Origin of the sequence: Olivibacter jilunii (genome assembly GCF_900607235.1) — a bacterium.
Classification (GTDB): Bacteria; Bacteroidota; Bacteroidia; order Sphingobacteriales; family Sphingobacteriaceae; genus Olivibacter; species Olivibacter oleidegradans.
The window spans coordinates 147,038-164,550 of the sequence record NZ_LR027859.1 but is presented as its reverse complement, the minus strand read 5'-3'; the positions used below and the strand labels follow the sequence as shown (position 1 = coordinate 164,550).

At 38.9% G+C, this 17,513-nt stretch carries 18 protein-coding genes; 14 read left to right on the top strand and 4 right to left on the bottom strand.

What is annotated here, in order from left to right:
- The first annotated feature begins 1,006 nt into the window (after positions 1-1,006).
- Complete coding sequence (gene dnaA / locus E0E36_RS25905; protein ID WP_013663329.1) at positions 1,007-2,437, top strand: chromosomal replication initiator protein DnaA; 1,431 nt, start codon at positions 1,007-1,009, stop codon at positions 2,435-2,437.
- 74 nt (positions 2,438-2,511) lie between these two features.
- Here the strand turns inward: dnaA and E0E36_RS25900 are convergent, their stop codons facing one another.
- Complete coding sequence (locus E0E36_RS25900; protein ID WP_130858353.1) at positions 2,512-2,949, bottom strand: Hsp20/alpha crystallin family protein; 438 nt, start codon at positions 2,947-2,949, stop codon at positions 2,512-2,514.
- Positions 2,950-3,079: 130 nt separating this feature from the next.
- Between E0E36_RS25900 and E0E36_RS25895 the strand changes: the two genes are divergently transcribed.
- Entirely contained in the window at positions 3,080-3,526 is a 447-nt protein-coding gene (locus E0E36_RS25895) for an acyl-CoA thioesterase (RefSeq protein ID WP_130858352.1), read from the top strand.
- Between the two features lie 90 nt (positions 3,527-3,616).
- Positions 3,617-3,970 carry a HesB/IscA family protein gene (locus E0E36_RS25890; protein ID WP_013663332.1) on the top strand — a complete coding sequence of 118 codons (354 nt, stop codon included), beginning with the start codon at positions 3,617-3,619 and terminating at the stop codon, positions 3,968-3,970.
- A gap of 93 nt (positions 3,971-4,063) precedes the next feature.
- On the opposite strand, the gene E0E36_RS25885 is transcribed toward E0E36_RS25890, so the two are convergent.
- Both E0E36_RS25885 and rsmA read right to left on the bottom strand, forming a co-directional pair.
- On the bottom strand, positions 4,064-5,038 hold the full coding sequence (locus E0E36_RS25885) for an NAD(P)-dependent oxidoreductase (protein ID WP_013663333.1): 975 nt from the start codon (positions 5,036-5,038) through the stop codon (positions 4,064-4,066).
- A gap of 8 nt (positions 5,039-5,046) precedes the next feature.
- Positions 5,047-5,829, bottom strand: a complete 783-nt coding sequence (rsmA, locus tag E0E36_RS25880; protein WP_041386989.1) for a 16S rRNA (adenine(1518)-N(6)/adenine(1519)-N(6))-dimethyltransferase RsmA — start codon at positions 5,827-5,829, stop codon at positions 5,047-5,049.
- 207 nt (positions 5,830-6,036) lie between these two features.
- Between rsmA and pdxA the strand changes: the two genes are divergently transcribed.
- The 11 genes from pdxA (at position 6,037) to E0E36_RS25820 (ending at position 16,609) form a co-directional block, all read left to right on the top strand.
- Positions 6,037-7,092, top strand: coding sequence for a 4-hydroxythreonine-4-phosphate dehydrogenase PdxA (pdxA, locus tag E0E36_RS25875; RefSeq protein ID WP_013663335.1), 1,056 nt, complete (start codon positions 6,037-6,039; stop codon positions 7,090-7,092).
- A gap of 165 nt (positions 7,093-7,257) precedes the next feature.
- Complete coding sequence (locus tag E0E36_RS25870) at positions 7,258-7,794, top strand: YceD family protein (protein ID WP_013663336.1); 537 nt, start codon at positions 7,258-7,260, stop codon at positions 7,792-7,794.
- A 14-nt stretch (positions 7,795-7,808) separates the two neighbouring features.
- Positions 7,809-8,000: a 50S ribosomal protein L32 gene (rpmF, locus tag E0E36_RS25865; protein ID WP_013663337.1), complete on the top strand. Its 192-nt coding sequence runs from the start codon at positions 7,809-7,811 to the stop codon at positions 7,998-8,000.
- Positions 8,001-8,105: 105 nt separating this feature from the next.
- On the top strand, positions 8,106-9,044 hold the full coding sequence (gene plsX / locus E0E36_RS25860; protein ID WP_130858351.1) for a phosphate acyltransferase PlsX: 939 nt from the start codon (positions 8,106-8,108) through the stop codon (positions 9,042-9,044).
- Between the two features lie 8 nt (positions 9,045-9,052).
- Positions 9,053-10,042, top strand: coding sequence for a beta-ketoacyl-ACP synthase III (locus E0E36_RS25855; protein ID WP_013663339.1), 990 nt, complete (start codon positions 9,053-9,055; stop codon positions 10,040-10,042).
- Positions 10,043-10,146: 104 nt separating this feature from the next.
- Positions 10,147-10,632: an acetyl-CoA carboxylase biotin carboxyl carrier protein gene (gene accB / locus E0E36_RS25850; protein WP_130858350.1), complete on the top strand. Its 486-nt coding sequence runs from the start codon at positions 10,147-10,149 to the stop codon at positions 10,630-10,632.
- Between the two features lie 49 nt (positions 10,633-10,681).
- The gene (accC, locus tag E0E36_RS25845) at positions 10,682-12,022 is read left to right on the top strand and encodes an acetyl-CoA carboxylase biotin carboxylase subunit (RefSeq protein WP_130858349.1); all 1,341 of its coding nucleotides are present in this window, start codon (positions 10,682-10,684) and stop codon (positions 12,020-12,022) included.
- Positions 12,023-12,249: 227 nt separating this feature from the next.
- A complete protein-coding gene (gene tatC / locus E0E36_RS25835; RefSeq protein ID WP_013663342.1) occupies positions 12,250-13,134 on the top strand; it encodes a twin-arginine translocase subunit TatC in 885 nt (294 codons plus the stop codon).
- A gap of 12 nt (positions 13,135-13,146) precedes the next feature.
- Positions 13,147-13,587, top strand: a complete 441-nt coding sequence (gene rpiB, locus E0E36_RS25830) for a ribose 5-phosphate isomerase B (protein WP_013663343.1) — start codon at positions 13,147-13,149, stop codon at positions 13,585-13,587.
- Positions 13,588-13,597: 10 nt separating this feature from the next.
- The gene (locus tag E0E36_RS25825; RefSeq protein WP_130858348.1) at positions 13,598-15,178 is read left to right on the top strand and encodes a M28 family peptidase; all 1,581 of its coding nucleotides are present in this window, start codon (positions 13,598-13,600) and stop codon (positions 15,176-15,178) included.
- A 42-nt stretch (positions 15,179-15,220) separates the two neighbouring features.
- Entirely contained in the window at positions 15,221-16,609 is a 1,389-nt protein-coding gene (locus tag E0E36_RS25820) for a LutB/LldF family L-lactate oxidation iron-sulfur protein (protein WP_013663345.1), read from the top strand.
- Positions 16,610-16,626: 17 nt separating this feature from the next.
- On the opposite strand, the gene E0E36_RS25815 is transcribed toward E0E36_RS25820, so the two are convergent.
- Positions 16,627-17,427 (bottom strand): DUF4198 domain-containing protein, encoded by an 801-nt coding sequence (locus E0E36_RS25815; protein ID WP_165447084.1) that lies wholly within the window; start codon positions 17,425-17,427, stop codon positions 16,627-16,629.
- Positions 17,428-17,513: the final 86 nt, after the last annotated feature.

Below are 17,513 nucleotides of genomic sequence, written 5' to 3'. Positions count from 1 at the left end.
TACTTCCTGCTTTTTTCTTTCACCTTCCCGGGCATCGCGCCCGTTCCGTCGTCCCCTCTCTCCCGATTGGGAGTGCAAAGGTAACAGCTTTTTTCTTTTCTCCAAAATATTTTTTTAAAATATTTTTTCCTCCTTCCTGCCGTTCACCTCCGTACCTCAAAAAACAACCGCATCCCTTCGTTTGCGGAACGCCCGCCTTCCGAACGGGATGGCAAAGGTACGAATCTCCGCCGTTCCCGCAAATGTTTCACGCCCCGGACAACAGCTTTTTTTACAACAAACTGGAAATCAAATCGTTTTTTTTCCTCCCGCTATGCAAGCTTTGAATATGGATTCATTCATAAATCGCATAACTTAGAACCTGCCGTATCTTATCCTTTACTCCTTTCGTTATTTGATGCACCATTTGTACTTACGCGATCTACAGACCATGCGGGAAGGCAGCGCCGAAAAAAGATCTAGCTCCATTTAGGGGTACTATGAATAGATTCATAACACCTTTTATAGTACTAGACAAGTAAGCTCTGTTAAATGACATTTAAATAGCATGATAATTGTCCGCTGCGATTGATAGCCAATCTTATCGCCTATATATAATAGTCACTCATTTTTTAAACTGCTTCATAAACTCCCTTATCGAACAGCGGGACAAAAGAAAAAGCTAATTTAAATTTTTATTTTTTTTTTAGGATTAATTTGAGAAATTTATGGCAGACATAGAACCCTCACCGAAGGGAATTCAACTATCATTTTTTACCAAAAAAAAGCACAAAAACATGGGTGAAAAAAACCACACTTTATCTGGTTGTGGAAAAATTTCACATTCCAAAAAACAAGTATAGATAAACAGCATATAAACGATATAATAAACTATAAAACAATCAGTTAAAACATTATTTAAATTTTAATTTTTTTAGTTGTTTTTTTTTGTGAACTTCGACTCTCCGATAGGTTATTAACATTTTAACCTTCGATTATTGATAATCAGAATATTAGAATTTACGGTATGGAAAAAACGAGTACAAGTGTATGGAATAGCTGTCTAGAAATCATCAAAGATAACATTCCGGCTCAAAGCTTCAAGACATGGTTCGAACCAATATCGGCTTTGCGTTTGGAAGGAAACGTATTAACCATACAGGTACCCAGTTTATTTTTTTACGAATGGTTGGAGGAACACTATGTTGGCTTATTGCGAAAAACGGTAAAGAAGCAATTAGGAGAGAATGGTCGACTAGAATATAACATTGTTGTAGAAAAGTCATCGAATAAAAACATACCTTATACAACAAACATGCCCTCTAATGGGAATGGCGCAGAAGGCAAAAAACAATCTATCCCCGTACCTGTTGCACTCAATAAAGATATAAAGAATCCATTTGTTATCCCCGGGTTAAAAAAGCTTCAAGTCGACCCACAACTTAACCAAAATTATACATTTGATAATTTTATCGAAGGCGACTGTAACCGCCTGGCACGATCAGCAGGTTTTGCGGTAGCTAGCAAACCTGGTGGAACCTCTTTTAATCCACTCATGATATATGGTGGCGTCGGTTTGGGAAAAACGCACCTTGCCCAAGCTATAGGAAATGAAGTAAAGCGTCATATGCCAGACAAGTTGGTCATCTATGTCTCCTGTGAAAAGTTTTGTCAACAATTTGTTGATTCCTTAAAAAACAACACGATCAATGATTTTGTCAACTTCTATCAGGCAATGGATGTGATTATCATGGATGACGTGCACAATTTTGCAGGAAAAGATAAAACTCAAGATATTTTCTTTCATATTTTCAATCACCTTCACCAATCAGGCAAACAGATCATACTCACATCGGATAAAGCGCCCAAGGATTTAGCTGGATTAGAAGAGCGGCTGTTAAGTCGTTTCAAGTGGGGACTTTCGGCCGATATGCAAGTACCCGATTTAGAGACGAGAATGGCCATCCTCAAGAAAAAAATGTATGCAGATGGTATTGAACTCCCCTATGAAGTAGTGGAATATGTGGCTAACAATATTGACAACAACGTCCGTGAGCTTGAAGGGGCAATGGTTTCGCTACTAGCGCAAGCGACATTGAACAAAAAAGAAATAGACCTGAATTTAGCCAAGTCAATGCTAAAGAATTTCATCAAGAATTCGCATAAAGAAATCTCTATTGACTACATACAGAAACTAGTTTGTGAATATTTTGAAGTTCCTGTAGAGATGGTTAAATCAAAAACCAGAAAACGAGAAATCGTTCAGGCGAGACAAATTTCTATGTATCTTGCCAAGAATCACACTAAAACTTCTCTTAAATCAATTGGGGCTTACTTCGGTGGCCGTGACCATTCTACCGTGATATACGCCTGCCAAACGGTAGAGGATTTAATAGATACTGATAAAAAATTTAAAGCTTACGTGCAGGACATTCAGAAAAAGCTTAAAATGAGTTAAAAACCTTCTGAACGAAAATGCGAATAAAATAACAAAAGGCCGTATAGGCCTTTTGTTATTTTATTCGCATCAACTTACTTTACCGAAATTTCCTTTACAACCGGTTTCACTTCTTCTTTCTTTGCTACAGTTAACGTCAGCACACCATCTTTGAAATTAGCCTCGATCTTATTCACATCTACACTCTCTGGCAGAGTAAAGGAACGTTTAAAAGAGCTATAACTAAACTCTTTGCGGCTATATTGCTTCGCTTCATCTAAACTCTCTGCCTTATGCTCGCCACTAACAGCTAAAACATCCTTTTCTACACTAATTTTAAAATCTTCTTTACTAAATCCAGGTACCGCAAATTCAACATGAAAACCCTCCGCTGACTCAGAAACGTTTACGGCAGGGAACTTCGATAAGCTACGACCGGATCCATCATAAAACAGATTGTCAATTAAATTACTTACCCATGGATCAAAGGTTTTAACACGGTTATTCGTATCAATAAATCTTGAAATGTTCATTATATTGTCCTCCTAATTATTACTTTTTATTTGACAAACTTTGTTCAAATTGGATACCAACAGAAACAAATAATGCGAAATCAGAAACAATAAGACATTTTGTCATTTAAATCCATCAAATAACGACAATATGACAGAAAATCAATTAGCCAATTTTGCGTTCTCAACATCAATTCAGATCCGCTTTGTTGATCTTGATGCCTTTAGGCATGTCAATAATGCTAACTACCTCACCTATTGTGAAATTGCGCGTACTATTTATTGGAACCAAAAGATTAAATGGAACTGGAATACAATCGGCGTGATTATCGCGCGTGCGGAAGTTGATTATTTGAGTCCTTTAACGCTCAAAAATAATCTGCGCGTATATATAAGAACATCAAAAGTGGGAAATAAAAGTTTCGAACTGGAGTATCTTATGATCTCGAAACGAAATGGGAAGCTAACGACACATGCCAAGGCAAAAACTGTATGTGTATGTATCGATTACAGAAGCAACGAAACAGTTTTGATCCCAAAGAAGCAAAAGAAACTGATGCTGCAAGAGCTTAATCACTTTGTTAATAAAGGGTCATAAAGCCATAGCACTTCGAAAAAACACTGATTTCCTGTATCTTTGTAAACAAGTATTCAAATTTCAAAAGGAAAGCGAATAAAAGAAACGATTATGAGTACAGAAGTAATAACAAGTGCTGCACCCTTAACCTTGACCGAAGGTGCAGTAAAGGAATTGAAGAAGCTCCGGGAACAGCAAGAGATTGCAGATGACTTCGGTTTACGCGTCGGCGTCGAAGGCGGTGGTTGTGCCGGCATGAATTATATTTTAGGTTTTGATCAAAGAAAAGAGGGCGATACGGAATACCTTATCTCAGGAATTAAAGTGTTCATGAATAAAGCTCACGGATTATATCTCGCTGGAATGGAAATTGATTTTCAAAACGGATTGAATGCCCGCGGGTTCACATTTAATAATCCTAACGCAACCAGCACTTGCGGATGCGGGACTTCTTTTTCTGCTTAAATAATAGGAAACCGAAAGCTATAGCAACGCTGTGATGTCGTTCCGGATATCGCAGCGTTCTTAAATTATTAGGCAGAAACGATTCAATCCAAGCTATATGTGGAGTTTAGTTTCATTCGCATGAAAAAATTCAATTACCTTATCGGCTAAAATAGCCGCTATTTTATAATACGACTCAACTGTCCATCCCGCTACATGAGGACTCATCAACACCTTCTCGTTCATTTTTAATTTCTCGTACCAATCGCTTTGTGTCAAAGCAGGGAAGCCCTCGATTGGCAAGACATCAAACGATGCGCCTAAAATTCTACCTTTCTCTATCCCTTTAAGCACAGCGTTCACGTCAACAATTTCACCTCGTGCTCCGTTTAGAAAGAAAATCGGCTTACGGAATTGCGACAAATACTCTTCATTCACCATGTTACGAGTTTCTCGTGTTAATGGAATATGCAAACTCAACACATCTACCTGTTTCACCATTTGTTCCATACGAACTTCTTCCACATATATATCAGAAAAACCAGTTTTATATTTATCGTACGCTATGACCTTTACACCAAATCCATTGAGTTTTCTTGCCATCGCCTGTCCGTTATTGCCGTAGCCAATTAAACCTACCGTCCGTCCCGCCAATTCAAAGCCTCGATTAGCTTCACGCAACCACTGCCCCTCTCTGATTTGAACGTTTCCCCGAATTAAATTGTTCATCATGGCAAGCAACATACCTATCAAATGTTCGGCCACTGCATCCCGGTTGCCTTCAGGAGCGTTTAATAATTGTATACCTTTCTCTACCGCTAAAGGCTCATCAATGTTGTCCATACCTGCTCCTGCCCTTCCTATGCATTTCAACCGCTGTGCAACATGGAGAACCTCCGCATCGATCCTAAACTTAGATCGAATAATTAAAACTTCATAGTTAGGAAGTATTTGAAGTGCTTCGAAACGCGTAATCTCAGGACGATAATCACAAATCACCCCTGTATTTTTTAATTTATCAAGAAAAACCCCATGGATATCGTCTACAACCAAAACTCTCCACATAAAAGAATTGTCTTTTTGAGCCATTACAATATTTATTTTAGCGACTTTTCGATTTCATTCGTTAACTCTATGAAATCGTCGACCGATAGCCTCTCGGCACGCAAATCTAAAAATGGATGATTGGGCATCCTTGCCTTATCAGCTATTACGCTTAAGGCATTTCGTAATGTTTTTCGACGTTGGTTAAATCCCGCCTTAACGATTTTTTGGAAAAGATTTTCGTTACAAGCCAACCTGTCAATGCTATTACGCTCCAAACGAATAACGCCGGATAAAACTTTTGGTGGTGGGTTAAACGCCCCCGCCTTCACGGTAAAAAGATAAGCAATATCATAATAAGCTTGCAAAAACACACTTAAGATACCATAATCCTTACCCCCCGGCTTCGCCGCGCAGCGTTCAGCGACCTCCTTTTGAAACATTCCCACCAACTCAATAACCTGATGTCTATGCTCTAACACTTTAAATAGAATTTGAGAAGATATATTATAAGGGAAATTCCCGATGATCGCTAGCGGTCCGGGAAAAACAGAAGCAAAATCTAATAATAAGAAGTCGCCATGTATTAATCTTTTATCAAGTGAGGGGTACTTAGTCTTCAAAAATTCAACTGATTCTATGTCCAAATCAATTAACCAAGATTCAAATCGTTTATCTTCAAGGAGAAAATCTGATAATATCCCCATCCCTGGACCTACCTCCAAAACCTTATCAAAACCCTTCTCGGGTCGCAAAGCGTTCACTATGCGCTTTGCTGTATTCTTATCCGTGAGAAAATGCTGCCCTAAATGTTTCTTCGCGCGAACTACTGTCATCTTTGATGGTACCTTTCGCCAAAGATACATTTATTAGCTTAAATGTACTTTTAGATAAACAGTTTTATCCTGCAATTTGGCATAAAGGGCAGATAAAAGAGTTCCATGTTCCTGTGTTCTGTCTAATAATTGTTTTAAGCAGCATTATCCGAATTGCATATAAGTTCAATTTTACATAAGTTTGGCCTATTAAAAGAAGCAGTTAATATGAGCGACAAACTGAAGGTTGGAATAACTATTGGAGACGTGAATGGAATCGGCCTAGAGATTATTATAAAAACTCTTGCGGATAATAGAATATTAGATTTCTTCACACCAATTGTATATGGAAACACCAAAGTTGCTTCTTTTCACCGCAAAACAATAGGAGTCAACGATTTCAGTTTTAATGTAATCAATAGTCCGGAGCAAGCGCATGACAAAAGACCAAATATGATTAATTGTTGGCAGGAAGATGTCAAAATCACACTCGGAGAGTCAAATGAAATAGGAGGAAAATATGCTTTCTTATCCTTAGAACGGGCGACTCAAGATTTGATAGATGGCCAAATCGACGTTTTAGTCACGGCTCCAATAAATAAACACAACATTCAGCAAGAAGCATTCTCTTTTCCAGGGCATACCGAATATATACAAGCAAAAACAGGAGCAGATGACGCACTTATGTTTATGGTAAGTGACGAATTGAAAATAGGGGTGGTTACTGGGCATATTCCGGTCAACGAAATTGCAAAGTCAATTACAAAAGAAGCCATTCTAAAAAAGCTTGAGTTGATGAATGCAAGTTTGCGAACAGATTTTTGGATCCAGAAACCAAAAATTGCCGTTTTAGGGTTGAATCCTCATGCTGGCGACAACGGACTTATTGGCACAGAAGATATTGAAATCATTCTTCCCGCCATACGAGAAGCCAATGAACGCGATATTTTTGCTTTTGGGCCCTATGCTGCAGACGGTTTTTTTGCGGGAGACAATTATAAAAACTTCGATGGTGTATTAGCCATGTATCACGATCAGGGCCTTATTCCGTTTAAACAGATTGCTTTTCACAACGGCGTCAATTTTACGGCCGGATTACCTGTTATCCGAACCTCTCCCGACCATGGAACGGGCTATGATATCGCGGGAAAGAGTAAAGCATCAGAAACATCCTTTAGAGAAGCTATTTTTACTGCTCTCAAAATCGTCAGGAGAAGAAGAGAACAGGAAGAACTGATGGCAAATCCACTCAAAATAAGAAAACTCTCGAAGGATAGGGATTAACAATCTTATAGCATCCATCGTTTATCATCGATACGCTTACTTGCAAGGAGCAAAACGGGGTGGTAAAATCTCTACATCGTATCCAAGCCAGTAGACACACTACTTTCAAAAAAACTTTCAGTTCTAATTTATTATTTCTAAATTTGCGAGCTTAATTGTCGTGCTTTGAAAACTTTAGATCAATATCGAATACCATTTACGGGTTTAAAGCCTGGGAAACACGAATTTGAATTTGAGATAAGCAAACTTTTTTTTGAGGAATTCGACTATTCCTTGGTTAAAAATGGTGAGCTAAAAGTTTCCCTTGTTCTTGATAAGCAAGAGACAATGATGGTTGCAGATATCCATATCACCGGCAAGATAGAATTGACCTGCGATGTTTGTCTCAATCAATTTTGGGGTAAGTCGGATATTTTGCAGCGACTCATTATCAAATTTGATGATGAAGACAGTGTTTCAGATCTTACGGATGAAATAATGGTTCTTAAAAAGAACGAACACGAACTTGATTTGGCGAATATATTTTACGAGTATATCACATTATCCGTACCGTATTATAGTCGATGTGAGGAACAGGGGATAAATGTTAGTTGCGATCAGTCGATGATTGATAAATTAAACAGTTTAAATAGTCAGGACGATGCATCAACCGATACAGATCCCCGCTGGGAAATATTAAAAAAAATAAAAAACAATAATTAAATAGAAAAGACGAGATGGCACATCCAAAACGTAAAACCTCTAAGTCTAGAAGAGACAAAAGAAGAACACATTATAAGGCAGAGTTACCTACACTTACGACCTGCCAAACTACCGGTGCAGTACATTTGCCACACCGTGCTTACAATGTTGACGGCAATCTTTATTATAACGGCAAGTTACTCATTGAAAACACCTCGATTGCCTAAGTTGATTTTTCAATATTAAAAAAACATCCCAAGGTTCGCTATTTCTGAAAAAATGCGGTACTTTGGGATGTTTTTAGTTAATAGAACAGCAAACGATAATCAAGGATGAAGATTGGTTTAGATATCATGGGCGGAGACTTTGCACCAAACGCCACTGTTTTAGGTGCAATAGAGGCCTCAAAGGTATTATCGAACGATCAGCAATTAGTACTGATTGGCAATAAGGAACTAGCATTACCCATTTTTGAACAGGCAGGTATAGACGCGTCATTATTTGAATTTATACATACTACCGAAACAATCAGTATGGGCGAGCATCCAACAAAGGCAATCACTCACAAACCCAACGCAAGTATTAGTTTAGGTTTTCAATTGCTAAAAGAAGGAGGCATTGACTCTTTCGCATCTGCAGGTAATACGGGTGCCATGCTAGTTGGCTCTATGTTCAGTGTCAAAACTGTACCAGGTGTTATCAGACCAGCCATAGCTACAAATGTGCCACGTTTAACCAGTGGATTCAGCGTTTTATTAGATGTTGGTGCAAACGCAGATTGTAAACCTGATAATTTACTGCAATTTGGTATATTGGGAAGTTTATATGCCCAACATGTCTACAGCAGTGAAAACCCTGCAGTTGCTTTATTAAACATAGGAGAAGAGGAAGAAAAGGGCAATATGCTTACCAACGCTGCCCATAACTTAATGAAAGAAGCACAAGCTTTTAATTTTATCGGAAATATTGAGGGCAGAGATTTGTTTGAAGATCATATTGACGTTATCGTATGTGATGGATTTACAGGAAATGTTGTATTAAAGCTTGCAGAGTCTTTCTACAGCTTAACTGTAAAAAAAGGTTTTAAAGATCCATTTTTTGATCGATTCAATTATGAACAATATGGGGGTAGTCCAATCTTAGGGGTCAATGCCCCCGTGATCATAGGACATGGTATTTCCAATCCGGAAGCAATCAAAAACATGATCCTTTTATCTCGGGATATGATTGAATCAAAATTCGTAGATAAGGTAAAAGCTGCTTTTAAATAAATAAGAGAATGTCTAAAATTCATGCTGCCATAACTGCCGTTAACGGATATGTTCCTGATTATATACTAACAAATCAGGAATTGGAGACTATGGTTGAAACGAACGATGAGTGGATTACCACACGAACAGGTATTAAGGAACGGCGCATTTTAAAAGGGGAAGGACAAGCGACCTCTGACATGGCAGTACCGGCTGTTGAGGGCCTTTTACGCAAACGAGGGATTTCAGCGGAGGAGATTGATCTAATCATTTTCTGTACCAGCACTCCAGACATGCCTTTTCCTGCTACCGCGAACATTTTAGCCGATAAAATAGGCGCTATTAATGCCTGGGGCTATGATCTTCAAGCGGCCTGTTCAGGTTTTATTTATGGTCTTACTACCGGTGCCCAATTTATCGAGTCCGGAAAACATCAAAAGGTATTAGTAGTTGGCGGAGATAAAATGTCTTCGATTATAAATTATGAAGATCGAGCGACATGCATCATATTTGGAGATGGTTGTGGGGCTGTCTTATTAGAACCTAATACAGAAGGACTGGGAGTTTTGGATGCTATTTTGAAAAGTGACGGCAGTGGAAAAGAATACCTCAATATCAAAGCGGGAGGATCTTTAATGCCTGCAACCCATGAAACTGTCGATCAAAAGTTGCATTATGCTTTTCAGGAAGGTAAAACAGTATTTAAATTTGCTGTTACCAATATGGCTAACGTTGCCGCTGAGATCATGGAAAGGAATCAACTCACCGCTGCAGATGTCAACTGGCTTGTTCCTCACCAAGCAAATAAACGCATTATCGATGCAACTGCTGAAAGAATGGGACTAGGTCCCGAAAAAGTAATGATCAATATTCAAAAATACGGGAACACAACCAGTGGTACAATCCCTTTGTGCTTGTGGGAATGGGAAAACCAGCTGAAGAAAGGCGACGTGCTGATCTTAGCCGCTTTTGGCGGGGGCTTCACTTGGGGTTCTGTATACCTCAAATGGGCTTATTAATACAATTTTAGTTTCAGTTTTGATCAAAGATACTAACTTTGCAATCTCTTTATCGATTTCGTAAAATATACAATTGTTAGATATTAAACTTAGAACCAACGAATATGAGCATGGATATTAAACAAATTCAGGACCTGATAAAGTTTGTCGCAAAATCAGGAGTCAATGAAGTTGCTATTGAGGAAAAAGACTTTAAAATAACCATAAAAACAAATCAAGAGCCAACTTATGTCACTGCAACCCTGCCCACTGCTACTCCCGTGGTGCCACAAACTCCTGTAAGTTCTCCTGTTGCAGCAGTGCCGGTATTAAACACAGATACGCCAAAGCCTGCAGAAGACTCTTCAAAATATTTAACGATCAAATCACCAATGATCGGTACATTTTATCGTTCTTCAAGCCCAGATAAACCAGCCTTCGTGAATGTAGGAGACGAAGTGAAAACAGGGCAAGTGGTTTGTATTGTAGAAGCAATGAAACTATTCAATGAAATTGAATCAGATATTTCAGGAAAAATTGTTAAAATACTGGTAGACAATGCACAACCAGTGGAATACGATCAGCCTTTGTTTTTAGTTGATCCTTCATAATAGTAACTTTTGGACCGAATTTAGTACACTGGTTTATTGAAAAAAATTCATGTTTAAAAAAATTTTAATAGCAAATAGAGGAGAAATTGCTCTACGAATTATAAGGACATGTAAGGAAATGGGGATTAAGAGTGTTGCTGTATACTCAACTGCCGACCGTGAGAGCTTACATGTGCGTTTTGCCGATGAGGCTGTCTGTATCGGCCCTCCAGCCAGTAAAGATTCTTATCTTAACATTCCTAACATTATTGCCGCTGCTGAGCTCACTAATGCGGACGCGATCCATCCCGGATATGGTTTCTTATCGGAAAATGAGAAATTTTCTGCTATATGTCGAGACTATGGCATTAAATTTATCGGTGCAACGCCTGAGCAGATTCGCAGTATGGGAGATAAGGCCTCAGCCAAAGAGACCATGAAAAATGCTGGCGTACCCACAATACCTGGATCTGATGGTTTGGTTCCCAATGTTTCGGAAGGGTTAAAAATAGCGAACGAGATAGGTTATCCTGTCATTCTAAAAGCTACCGCTGGAGGTGGTGGACGAGGTATGCGTGTTGTTTGGAAAGATAGTGAATTTGAACCGGCATGGGACTCGGCACGTCAAGAAGCAGGTGCAGCATTTGGAAATGATGGTATCTACCTAGAAAAGTTTGTGGAAGATCCACGTCATATCGAAATCCAGGTCATTGGCGATCAGTATGGAACCGTTTGTCATCTGTCCGAAAGAGATTGCTCTATACAAAGACGCCATCAGAAACTGGTAGAGGAAGCGCCATCTCCCTTTATTACACCTGAGCTCAGACAAAAAATGGGTGATGCAGCAATTGCAGGTGCAAAGGCAGTGAATTATGAAGGAGCCGGTACCATCGAATTTCTTGTGGATAAACACCGAAATTTTTACTTTATGGAGATGAATACACGCATTCAAGTGGAACATCCCGTAACGGAAGAAGTCATTAACTTCGATTTAATAAAAGAGCAAATAAAAGTTGCAGCAGGTGTTCCGTTATCTGGCAGGAATTATGAGCCGAATATGCATGCAATAGAATGTAGAATAAACGCAGAGGACCCCTTCAACGGATTCCGTCCATCCCCTGGAAAAATCACAACATTTCATTCACCTGGCGGTCACGGAGTTAGAGTTGACACACATGTTTATGCAGGTTACCAGATCCCGCCTAATTATGACTCTATGATCGCTAAGCTTATTTGTGTTGCACAAACTAGAGAAGAAGCTATTTCGACAATGGAAAGAGCTCTTAGCGAATTTGTTATTGAAGGTATTAAAACTACCATTCCTTTGCATTTACGATTAATGAGAGATCCTAACTTTAGAGCGGGAAATTTCACAACAAAGTTTATGGAAAACTTCGACCTTTCAGAGTAATAGTTATAGCCCCGGCAACGCTACTCTTGTCGCTAGCTTTCAAAATAAAATACGCTTTTATAAGCGAAAGTCTTTTAAGATATGAGCTTTTCATGCGATAATCTTTAATTTAAATACCATTCTTATATTAAGAATGGTATTTTTGTTTTCTTATGAAATACGATTGGTGAGTTGGATCAACCTATTTCATTAACACTTTGATTGGTTTTTATTTACTACTAAATATTATGAGTGAAATCTCCGGAAAAAAAATTATTGAAACCATTAAACAAAAAGGCAAAACCATCGAAGCCGAAATGTCATTCTTTGACCATTTGGAGGTTCTAAGATGGCATCTGATTCGTTCAGCCATAGCAATAGCGATATTTATGGGGTTGGCTTTCGCCTTCTATGATTTCATTTTCGATACCGTTATTATGGGTCCGAAAAAACCTGATTTTTGGACATATAGAATGATGTGTATCATTGGAGAAAAATTTAATTTAGGCCCTGATTTCTGTGTAACCGAAATCCCGATCAATATTATAAACACTGATATGGCGGGACAATTCACCTTGCAATTGAACTCTTCGCTTTTAATTGGCTTGGTTTTGGGCTTTCCTTATCTTCTCTACGAAATATGGCTCTTTGTAAAACCGGCCTTAACCGATATTGAAAGAAAGTCGGCCAATGGTTTTGTATTTTACGCGACACTTTTATTCATTTTAGGAATCCTTTTTGGCTATTTCATGATTGCTCCTTTGTCTGTCAATTTTCTGGCGCATTATTCGGTAAGTCCGGAGATTGATAACCAAATAACGGTCGACTCATACTTATCTTCGGTTGCCACATTGACCCTGGGTACAGGTATCGTTTTTGAGCTACCGATCATTATATACATTCTGTCGAAAATCGGCATTATGACACCCCAATTTATGAGAGCAACTAGACGCTATGCTATCGTCGTCATTTTAGTGATAGCCGCTATTGTGACACCTACGCCAGACATACTAACCATGTTAACGGTAAGCTTCCCTCTGTTTTTGCTATATGAGCTTAGTATAGTAATTGCGGGACGGGTTGAAAGAGCTAAATTAAAAGCAGAAAAAGCATTTTACAATAACGAACAATAAATCAGTATAAAGATGCAAATCAAAACAGTAGCTATCGGCGGCGATCATGCAGGCTTCGAATATAAAGCAGCCATTATTCAATATTTAGAAGAATTAGGATATACCGTGCGCAACTTTGGAACGGATAGTGTTGAATCCGTAGATTATCCTGATTTCGCCCATCCTACTGCGAGCGCAGTAGAAAGTGGTTCTTGCGATATAGGCATATTGGTTTGCGGCAGTGCTAACGGTGTCGCCATTACAGCTAATAAACACCAAGGAATACGGGCTGCCATTTGTTGGAAGCCAGAGATAGCAGCGCTTGCTCGCCAACACAACAATGCAAATATTATCTGTTTGCCGGCACGTTTCACATCCATAGAAGAATGTAAAGAAATGGTACAGATCTTTCTCGCTACCGAATTTGAAGGGGGTAGACACGGTACTCGTGTTAATAAGATAGCCTGTTTATAGTTTTTGGCCTATGTCGATTAAAGGGATAGTCACTACAATACTTTTTTTCGTTCTTATCGGATGTTACGCACAACACAGCGTACCTTCCACCTATGCCGAGCTCATCGACCCTACATCTGCGAGAAAACACTTAACAATTATCGCATCAGATGAGTTTGAGGGAAGGGAAACGGGAAAAGTAGGAGCAGACAAAGCTGCGAATTACATTGCGCAGCAATTTGAACTATTAGGTTTAACGGCACCCGTTAACAGTAGCTATTACCAACCCGTGGAACTAGCTACGAAAGCTTTTTCGGTTGATACCTTTGAAGTAGGTGAACATACCTTTCGGCATGAGAAGGATTTTCTGATTATTGGCAAAAGATCGGAACAGGAAATAAAAACTGACCGGATGGTTTTTATTGGTTATGGTATTAGCGACAAGCATTACGACGATTTAGCTAAAATCGATATTGCTGATAAGGTAGTTCTGTTACTTAATGAGGATGAACCGAGGGATAAGATGGGGAAATCACTTATAACGGGGCAAACGAAAGGCTCTATTTGGTCGACCAGCAATAGCAAGCGAATGCAGCATATAATCAGTAAGAAGCCAAAATTGATTTTAGCTATATCAAAAAATGCAGACACCTTAATACAGCAAATCAGTAAGAAAAAATATGCAGAAAAGATTCAATTAAAAGAAGATTTGACACAGGAAAATCTAAGCACGGATCATTCCCCTACAGTTGTTTATATTTCTCCACAAACGGCTAATTTAATATTATCATCCCACGGATCCAATCTTGAAAAATTGAAGCAGGAGATTACCGAAAGTGGAAAACCTAGAAGTCGGGTGCTTAAAAGTACCTTAAAATTATCCTTCGGGCAAAAAATCATTGATGTCAAAGCGCAAAACGTTTTGGGCTATTTGGAGGGCACCGACTTAAAGGACGAACTTTTAGTGATAACAGCTCACTATGATCACATTGGGGTTAACCCAAATGGTGAAATAAACAATGGAGCGGACGATGATGGCTCGGGGGTTACGGCTGTACTTGAGATTGCAAAGGCATTCGCACGAGCGAAGGAGAATGGTCATTCTCCAAGAAGAAGTATCTTATTTATGATGGTTACAGGCGAGGAAAAAGGTCTATTAGGATCCGACTATTATACGAGGCACCCTGTATTTCCATTAAATAAAACCATCGCCAATCTTAATATAGATATGATTGGTAGAATTGATCCGTCGCATTTCGCTAAAGCGGATTACGTTTATTTGGTAGGTTCGGATAAATTGAGTTCAGAACTTCATCACATTAGTGAAGCGGCGAATAAAACATATACCAAATTGGATTTAGATTATCGATATAACGATCCTAACGATCCCGAAAAGATATATTATCGTTCGGATCATTACAATTTTGCAAAAAACGACATCCCTGTTATTTTTTACTTTAATGGCGTCCATGAGGATTATCATGATATTGGAGATACAGTGGATAAAATTGATTTCCCACTGCTCTGCAAACGAGCAAAGCTTGTCTTTTATACAGCATGGGATTTAGTCACGAGAGATACAAAACCCATTGTCGATTCACATAAAAAATAACGATCGGGTATTTACGTTATTAAAGTAAAAACACGCTGCCCTATGTCTACAAAAACTGCATCAAATTTCATATTAGCGAGCGAGAGCAAAGCCTTTGATCTACAACATCGAAGGGTTATTAGCTTTAATATTGACCGATATGATACGGCAGTCAGTAATGGGCTTAAGCGATGGAATAATCTAGAAAATGCAAAACGCAAAGCGCACAGCCTGAAGTGGCGGGTAATGGAAAATTTGGATAAGCTTTTACCTGAGTTTGAAGCGAATTTCCAAAAAAATGGCGGAAAAGTCATTTGGGCTAATGATATACAAGAAGCGCAGCAGGAAATACTAACGATACTGAAAAGAATACAGGCGAAGAAGGTAGTGAAGTCAAAATCAATGGTAACCGAGGAGATTGAACTGAATGCCTTCTTGGAAAGCAATCAAATCGAATCAGTTGAAACTGATTTAGGAGAATATATTGTTCAGCTGCTTGGTCAAAAGCCCTATCATATTGTCACTCCAGCTATGCATCTCAGCTTGCCCGATATAGCGAAGCTATTCCACGAAAAATTCGGCACACCCGAAAATGCAAGTGCAGAACAACTTACCTTGAAAGCACGGGAGTTATTAAGAGATGAATATCTGTCTGCCGATGTTGGAATTACAGGCGCAAATTTTCTCCTTGTAGATACAGGTAGCATCGCCATTACCGAGAATGAAGGGAATGCACGATTAAGCACGAGCTTTCCAAAAATACACATAGCCGTTGTTGGTATAGAAAAACTGATTCCGTCTATCAGCGATTTGGATTTATACTGGCCTCTTTTGGGCAATCACGGTACTGGCCAAAACCTCACCGTTTATAACACCATTTTAAGTGGCCCGAAGCGAGAAAACGAGTCTGACGGACCTGATGAGATGTATGTTATTTTACTCGATAATGGTCGGACAGATTTATTAGCACAGAAAGATCAAAGACAGGGACTTTATTGCATCCGCTGTGGAGCCTGTCTGAATGCATGCCCAATTTATAAAAATGTTGGGGGCCATACTTACGGCACAACCTACAGCGGCCCTATAGGATCAATTATTACGCCCCATATGAAGGGGATGCAAGAGTTCAAGCATTTAAGTTATGCCAGTAGCTTGTGCGGCAAGTGTTCAGAAGTATGTCCCGTTAAAATTGATATTCATAAAATGCTTTTACTAAATCGGCGGGACTCCGTTAAGGAAGGACTAAACCCTCAAGTTGAAAACTGGGGATGGAAGGCTTTCGTGAAGATTGCAACCAAAAGGAAATGGCTAGACTTTTGGGGTGGCAAATGGAAAAATTTCTTTCTAAGCAGGTTTTTTGCAAAAGCTTGGGGAACCAAAAGAACATTACCCTCTATTGCCCCTGAATCCTTTAGCAAGCAATGGAAAGAACAGCAAAAGGACAAGATCTGATACGGATACACCGATTATCATTGAAACCGAAAGGAAAAGGAGCTTTGATAATAGTTGTAATTAATGCCCTTTTCCTGACTTGGATTAGCGTACACTGTTTGTAAAAGCCACAACCCGGATCGATTAAGTTTAAAGTATATTTTACCCTCTGCATTGGAGCGATATTTTGCCGCATGCACTTGCCCATTGCCTGATTTCGTGTAAATAGTGGTACTCGTTCCTTCCAATGGTTTGCCATCCAATAAGATTACGGCAGTTATATCATCTCCATATTGTAATTTATAGGGATTTTGTTCAAGTATAATTTCCAGCTGTTTGCATTCCTTTGCTTTATAAAGATTTCCATTTGACTTGTCAGTGATTGTAAGAGCCTTCGCAGTAAAAAAAGTATTTGCAGTATATTCAGTGGTAAACCCCGATGAGTCAATAACCGAAGCCAAATCAGTCAAATTTTCAGTTTTTGCGAAATCTTCTACTACTAGTTGGTCATAAGTAACTGCTCCGCCTTTAAACTCAATTGTCAATAGACTTTGTCCCCCATTTTGTTGAACAGCCGCATATTTTAGAAAGTCTTTATTCAATGGAATAGTGTCGGCCACCTTCTTTCCTCCTTGGGTATAATTTGCATAAATTAGATTTTTAACTGCTTCCGGTGCTATTTCTGAAGATTCTAAGCCTCTTCCTTGATATATGGTGTAAGTTACACTATCTCCTGATGAAGCGACATACTTATCGGCAATCAGGGAATAATCTTGCGCGTTGGCTTGAAAAATCGATAAAACAAGAAAAGAAGAGATGACTAGGAAACTTTTGATCATATTATACATTGGACTATCCTCAACGTTAAGTAAGTCCAAACCTAACATAAAATTTTTACTTCAAAAAGCCTTAGAACTAATTTTAA

Excerpts from the sequence above, each read along its gene's own strand:
- E0E36_RS25820 (WP_013663345.1), top strand. The coding sequence starts at position 15,221 with ATGTCTACAAAAACTGCATCAAATTTCATATTAGCGAGCGAGAGCAAA.
- E0E36_RS25855 (WP_013663339.1), top strand. The coding sequence starts at position 9,053 with ATGTCTAAAATTCATGCTGCCATAACTGCCGTTAACGGATATGTTCCT.
- tatC (WP_013663342.1), top strand. The coding sequence starts at position 12,250 with ATGAGTGAAATCTCCGGAAAAAAAATTATTGAAACCATTAAACAAAAA.
- plsX (WP_130858351.1), top strand. The coding sequence starts at position 8,106 with ATGAAGATTGGTTTAGATATCATGGGCGGAGACTTTGCACCAAACGCC.
- E0E36_RS25825 (WP_130858348.1), top strand. The coding sequence starts at position 13,598 with ATGTCGATTAAAGGGATAGTCACTACAATACTTTTTTTCGTTCTTATC.
- rsmA (WP_041386989.1), bottom strand. The coding sequence starts at position 5,829 with ATGACAGTAGTTCGCGCGAAGAAACATTTAGGGCAGCATTTTCTCACG.
- accC (WP_130858349.1), top strand. The coding sequence starts at position 10,682 with ATGTTTAAAAAAATTTTAATAGCAAATAGAGGAGAAATTGCTCTACGA.
- E0E36_RS25885 (WP_013663333.1), bottom strand. The coding sequence starts at position 5,038 with ATGGCTCAAAAAGACAATTCTTTTATGTGGAGAGTTTTGGTTGTAGAC.
- dnaA (WP_013663329.1), top strand. The coding sequence starts at position 1,007 with ATGGAAAAAACGAGTACAAGTGTATGGAATAGCTGTCTAGAAATCATC.
- E0E36_RS25890 (WP_013663332.1), top strand. The coding sequence starts at position 3,617 with ATGAGTACAGAAGTAATAACAAGTGCTGCACCCTTAACCTTGACCGAA.
- rpiB (WP_013663343.1), top strand. The coding sequence starts at position 13,147 with ATGCAAATCAAAACAGTAGCTATCGGCGGCGATCATGCAGGCTTCGAA.
- accB (WP_130858350.1), top strand. The coding sequence starts at position 10,147 with ATGAGCATGGATATTAAACAAATTCAGGACCTGATAAAGTTTGTCGCA.
- E0E36_RS25900 (WP_130858353.1), bottom strand. The coding sequence starts at position 2,949 with ATGAACATTTCAAGATTTATTGATACGAATAACCGTGTTAAAACCTTT.
- rpmF (WP_013663337.1), top strand. The coding sequence starts at position 7,809 with ATGGCACATCCAAAACGTAAAACCTCTAAGTCTAGAAGAGACAAAAGA.
- E0E36_RS25815 (WP_165447084.1), bottom strand. The coding sequence starts at position 17,427 with ATGATCAAAAGTTTCCTAGTCATCTCTTCTTTTCTTGTTTTATCGATT.
- pdxA (WP_013663335.1), top strand. The coding sequence starts at position 6,037 with ATGAGCGACAAACTGAAGGTTGGAATAACTATTGGAGACGTGAATGGA.
- E0E36_RS25895 (WP_130858352.1), top strand. The coding sequence starts at position 3,080 with ATGACAGAAAATCAATTAGCCAATTTTGCGTTCTCAACATCAATTCAG.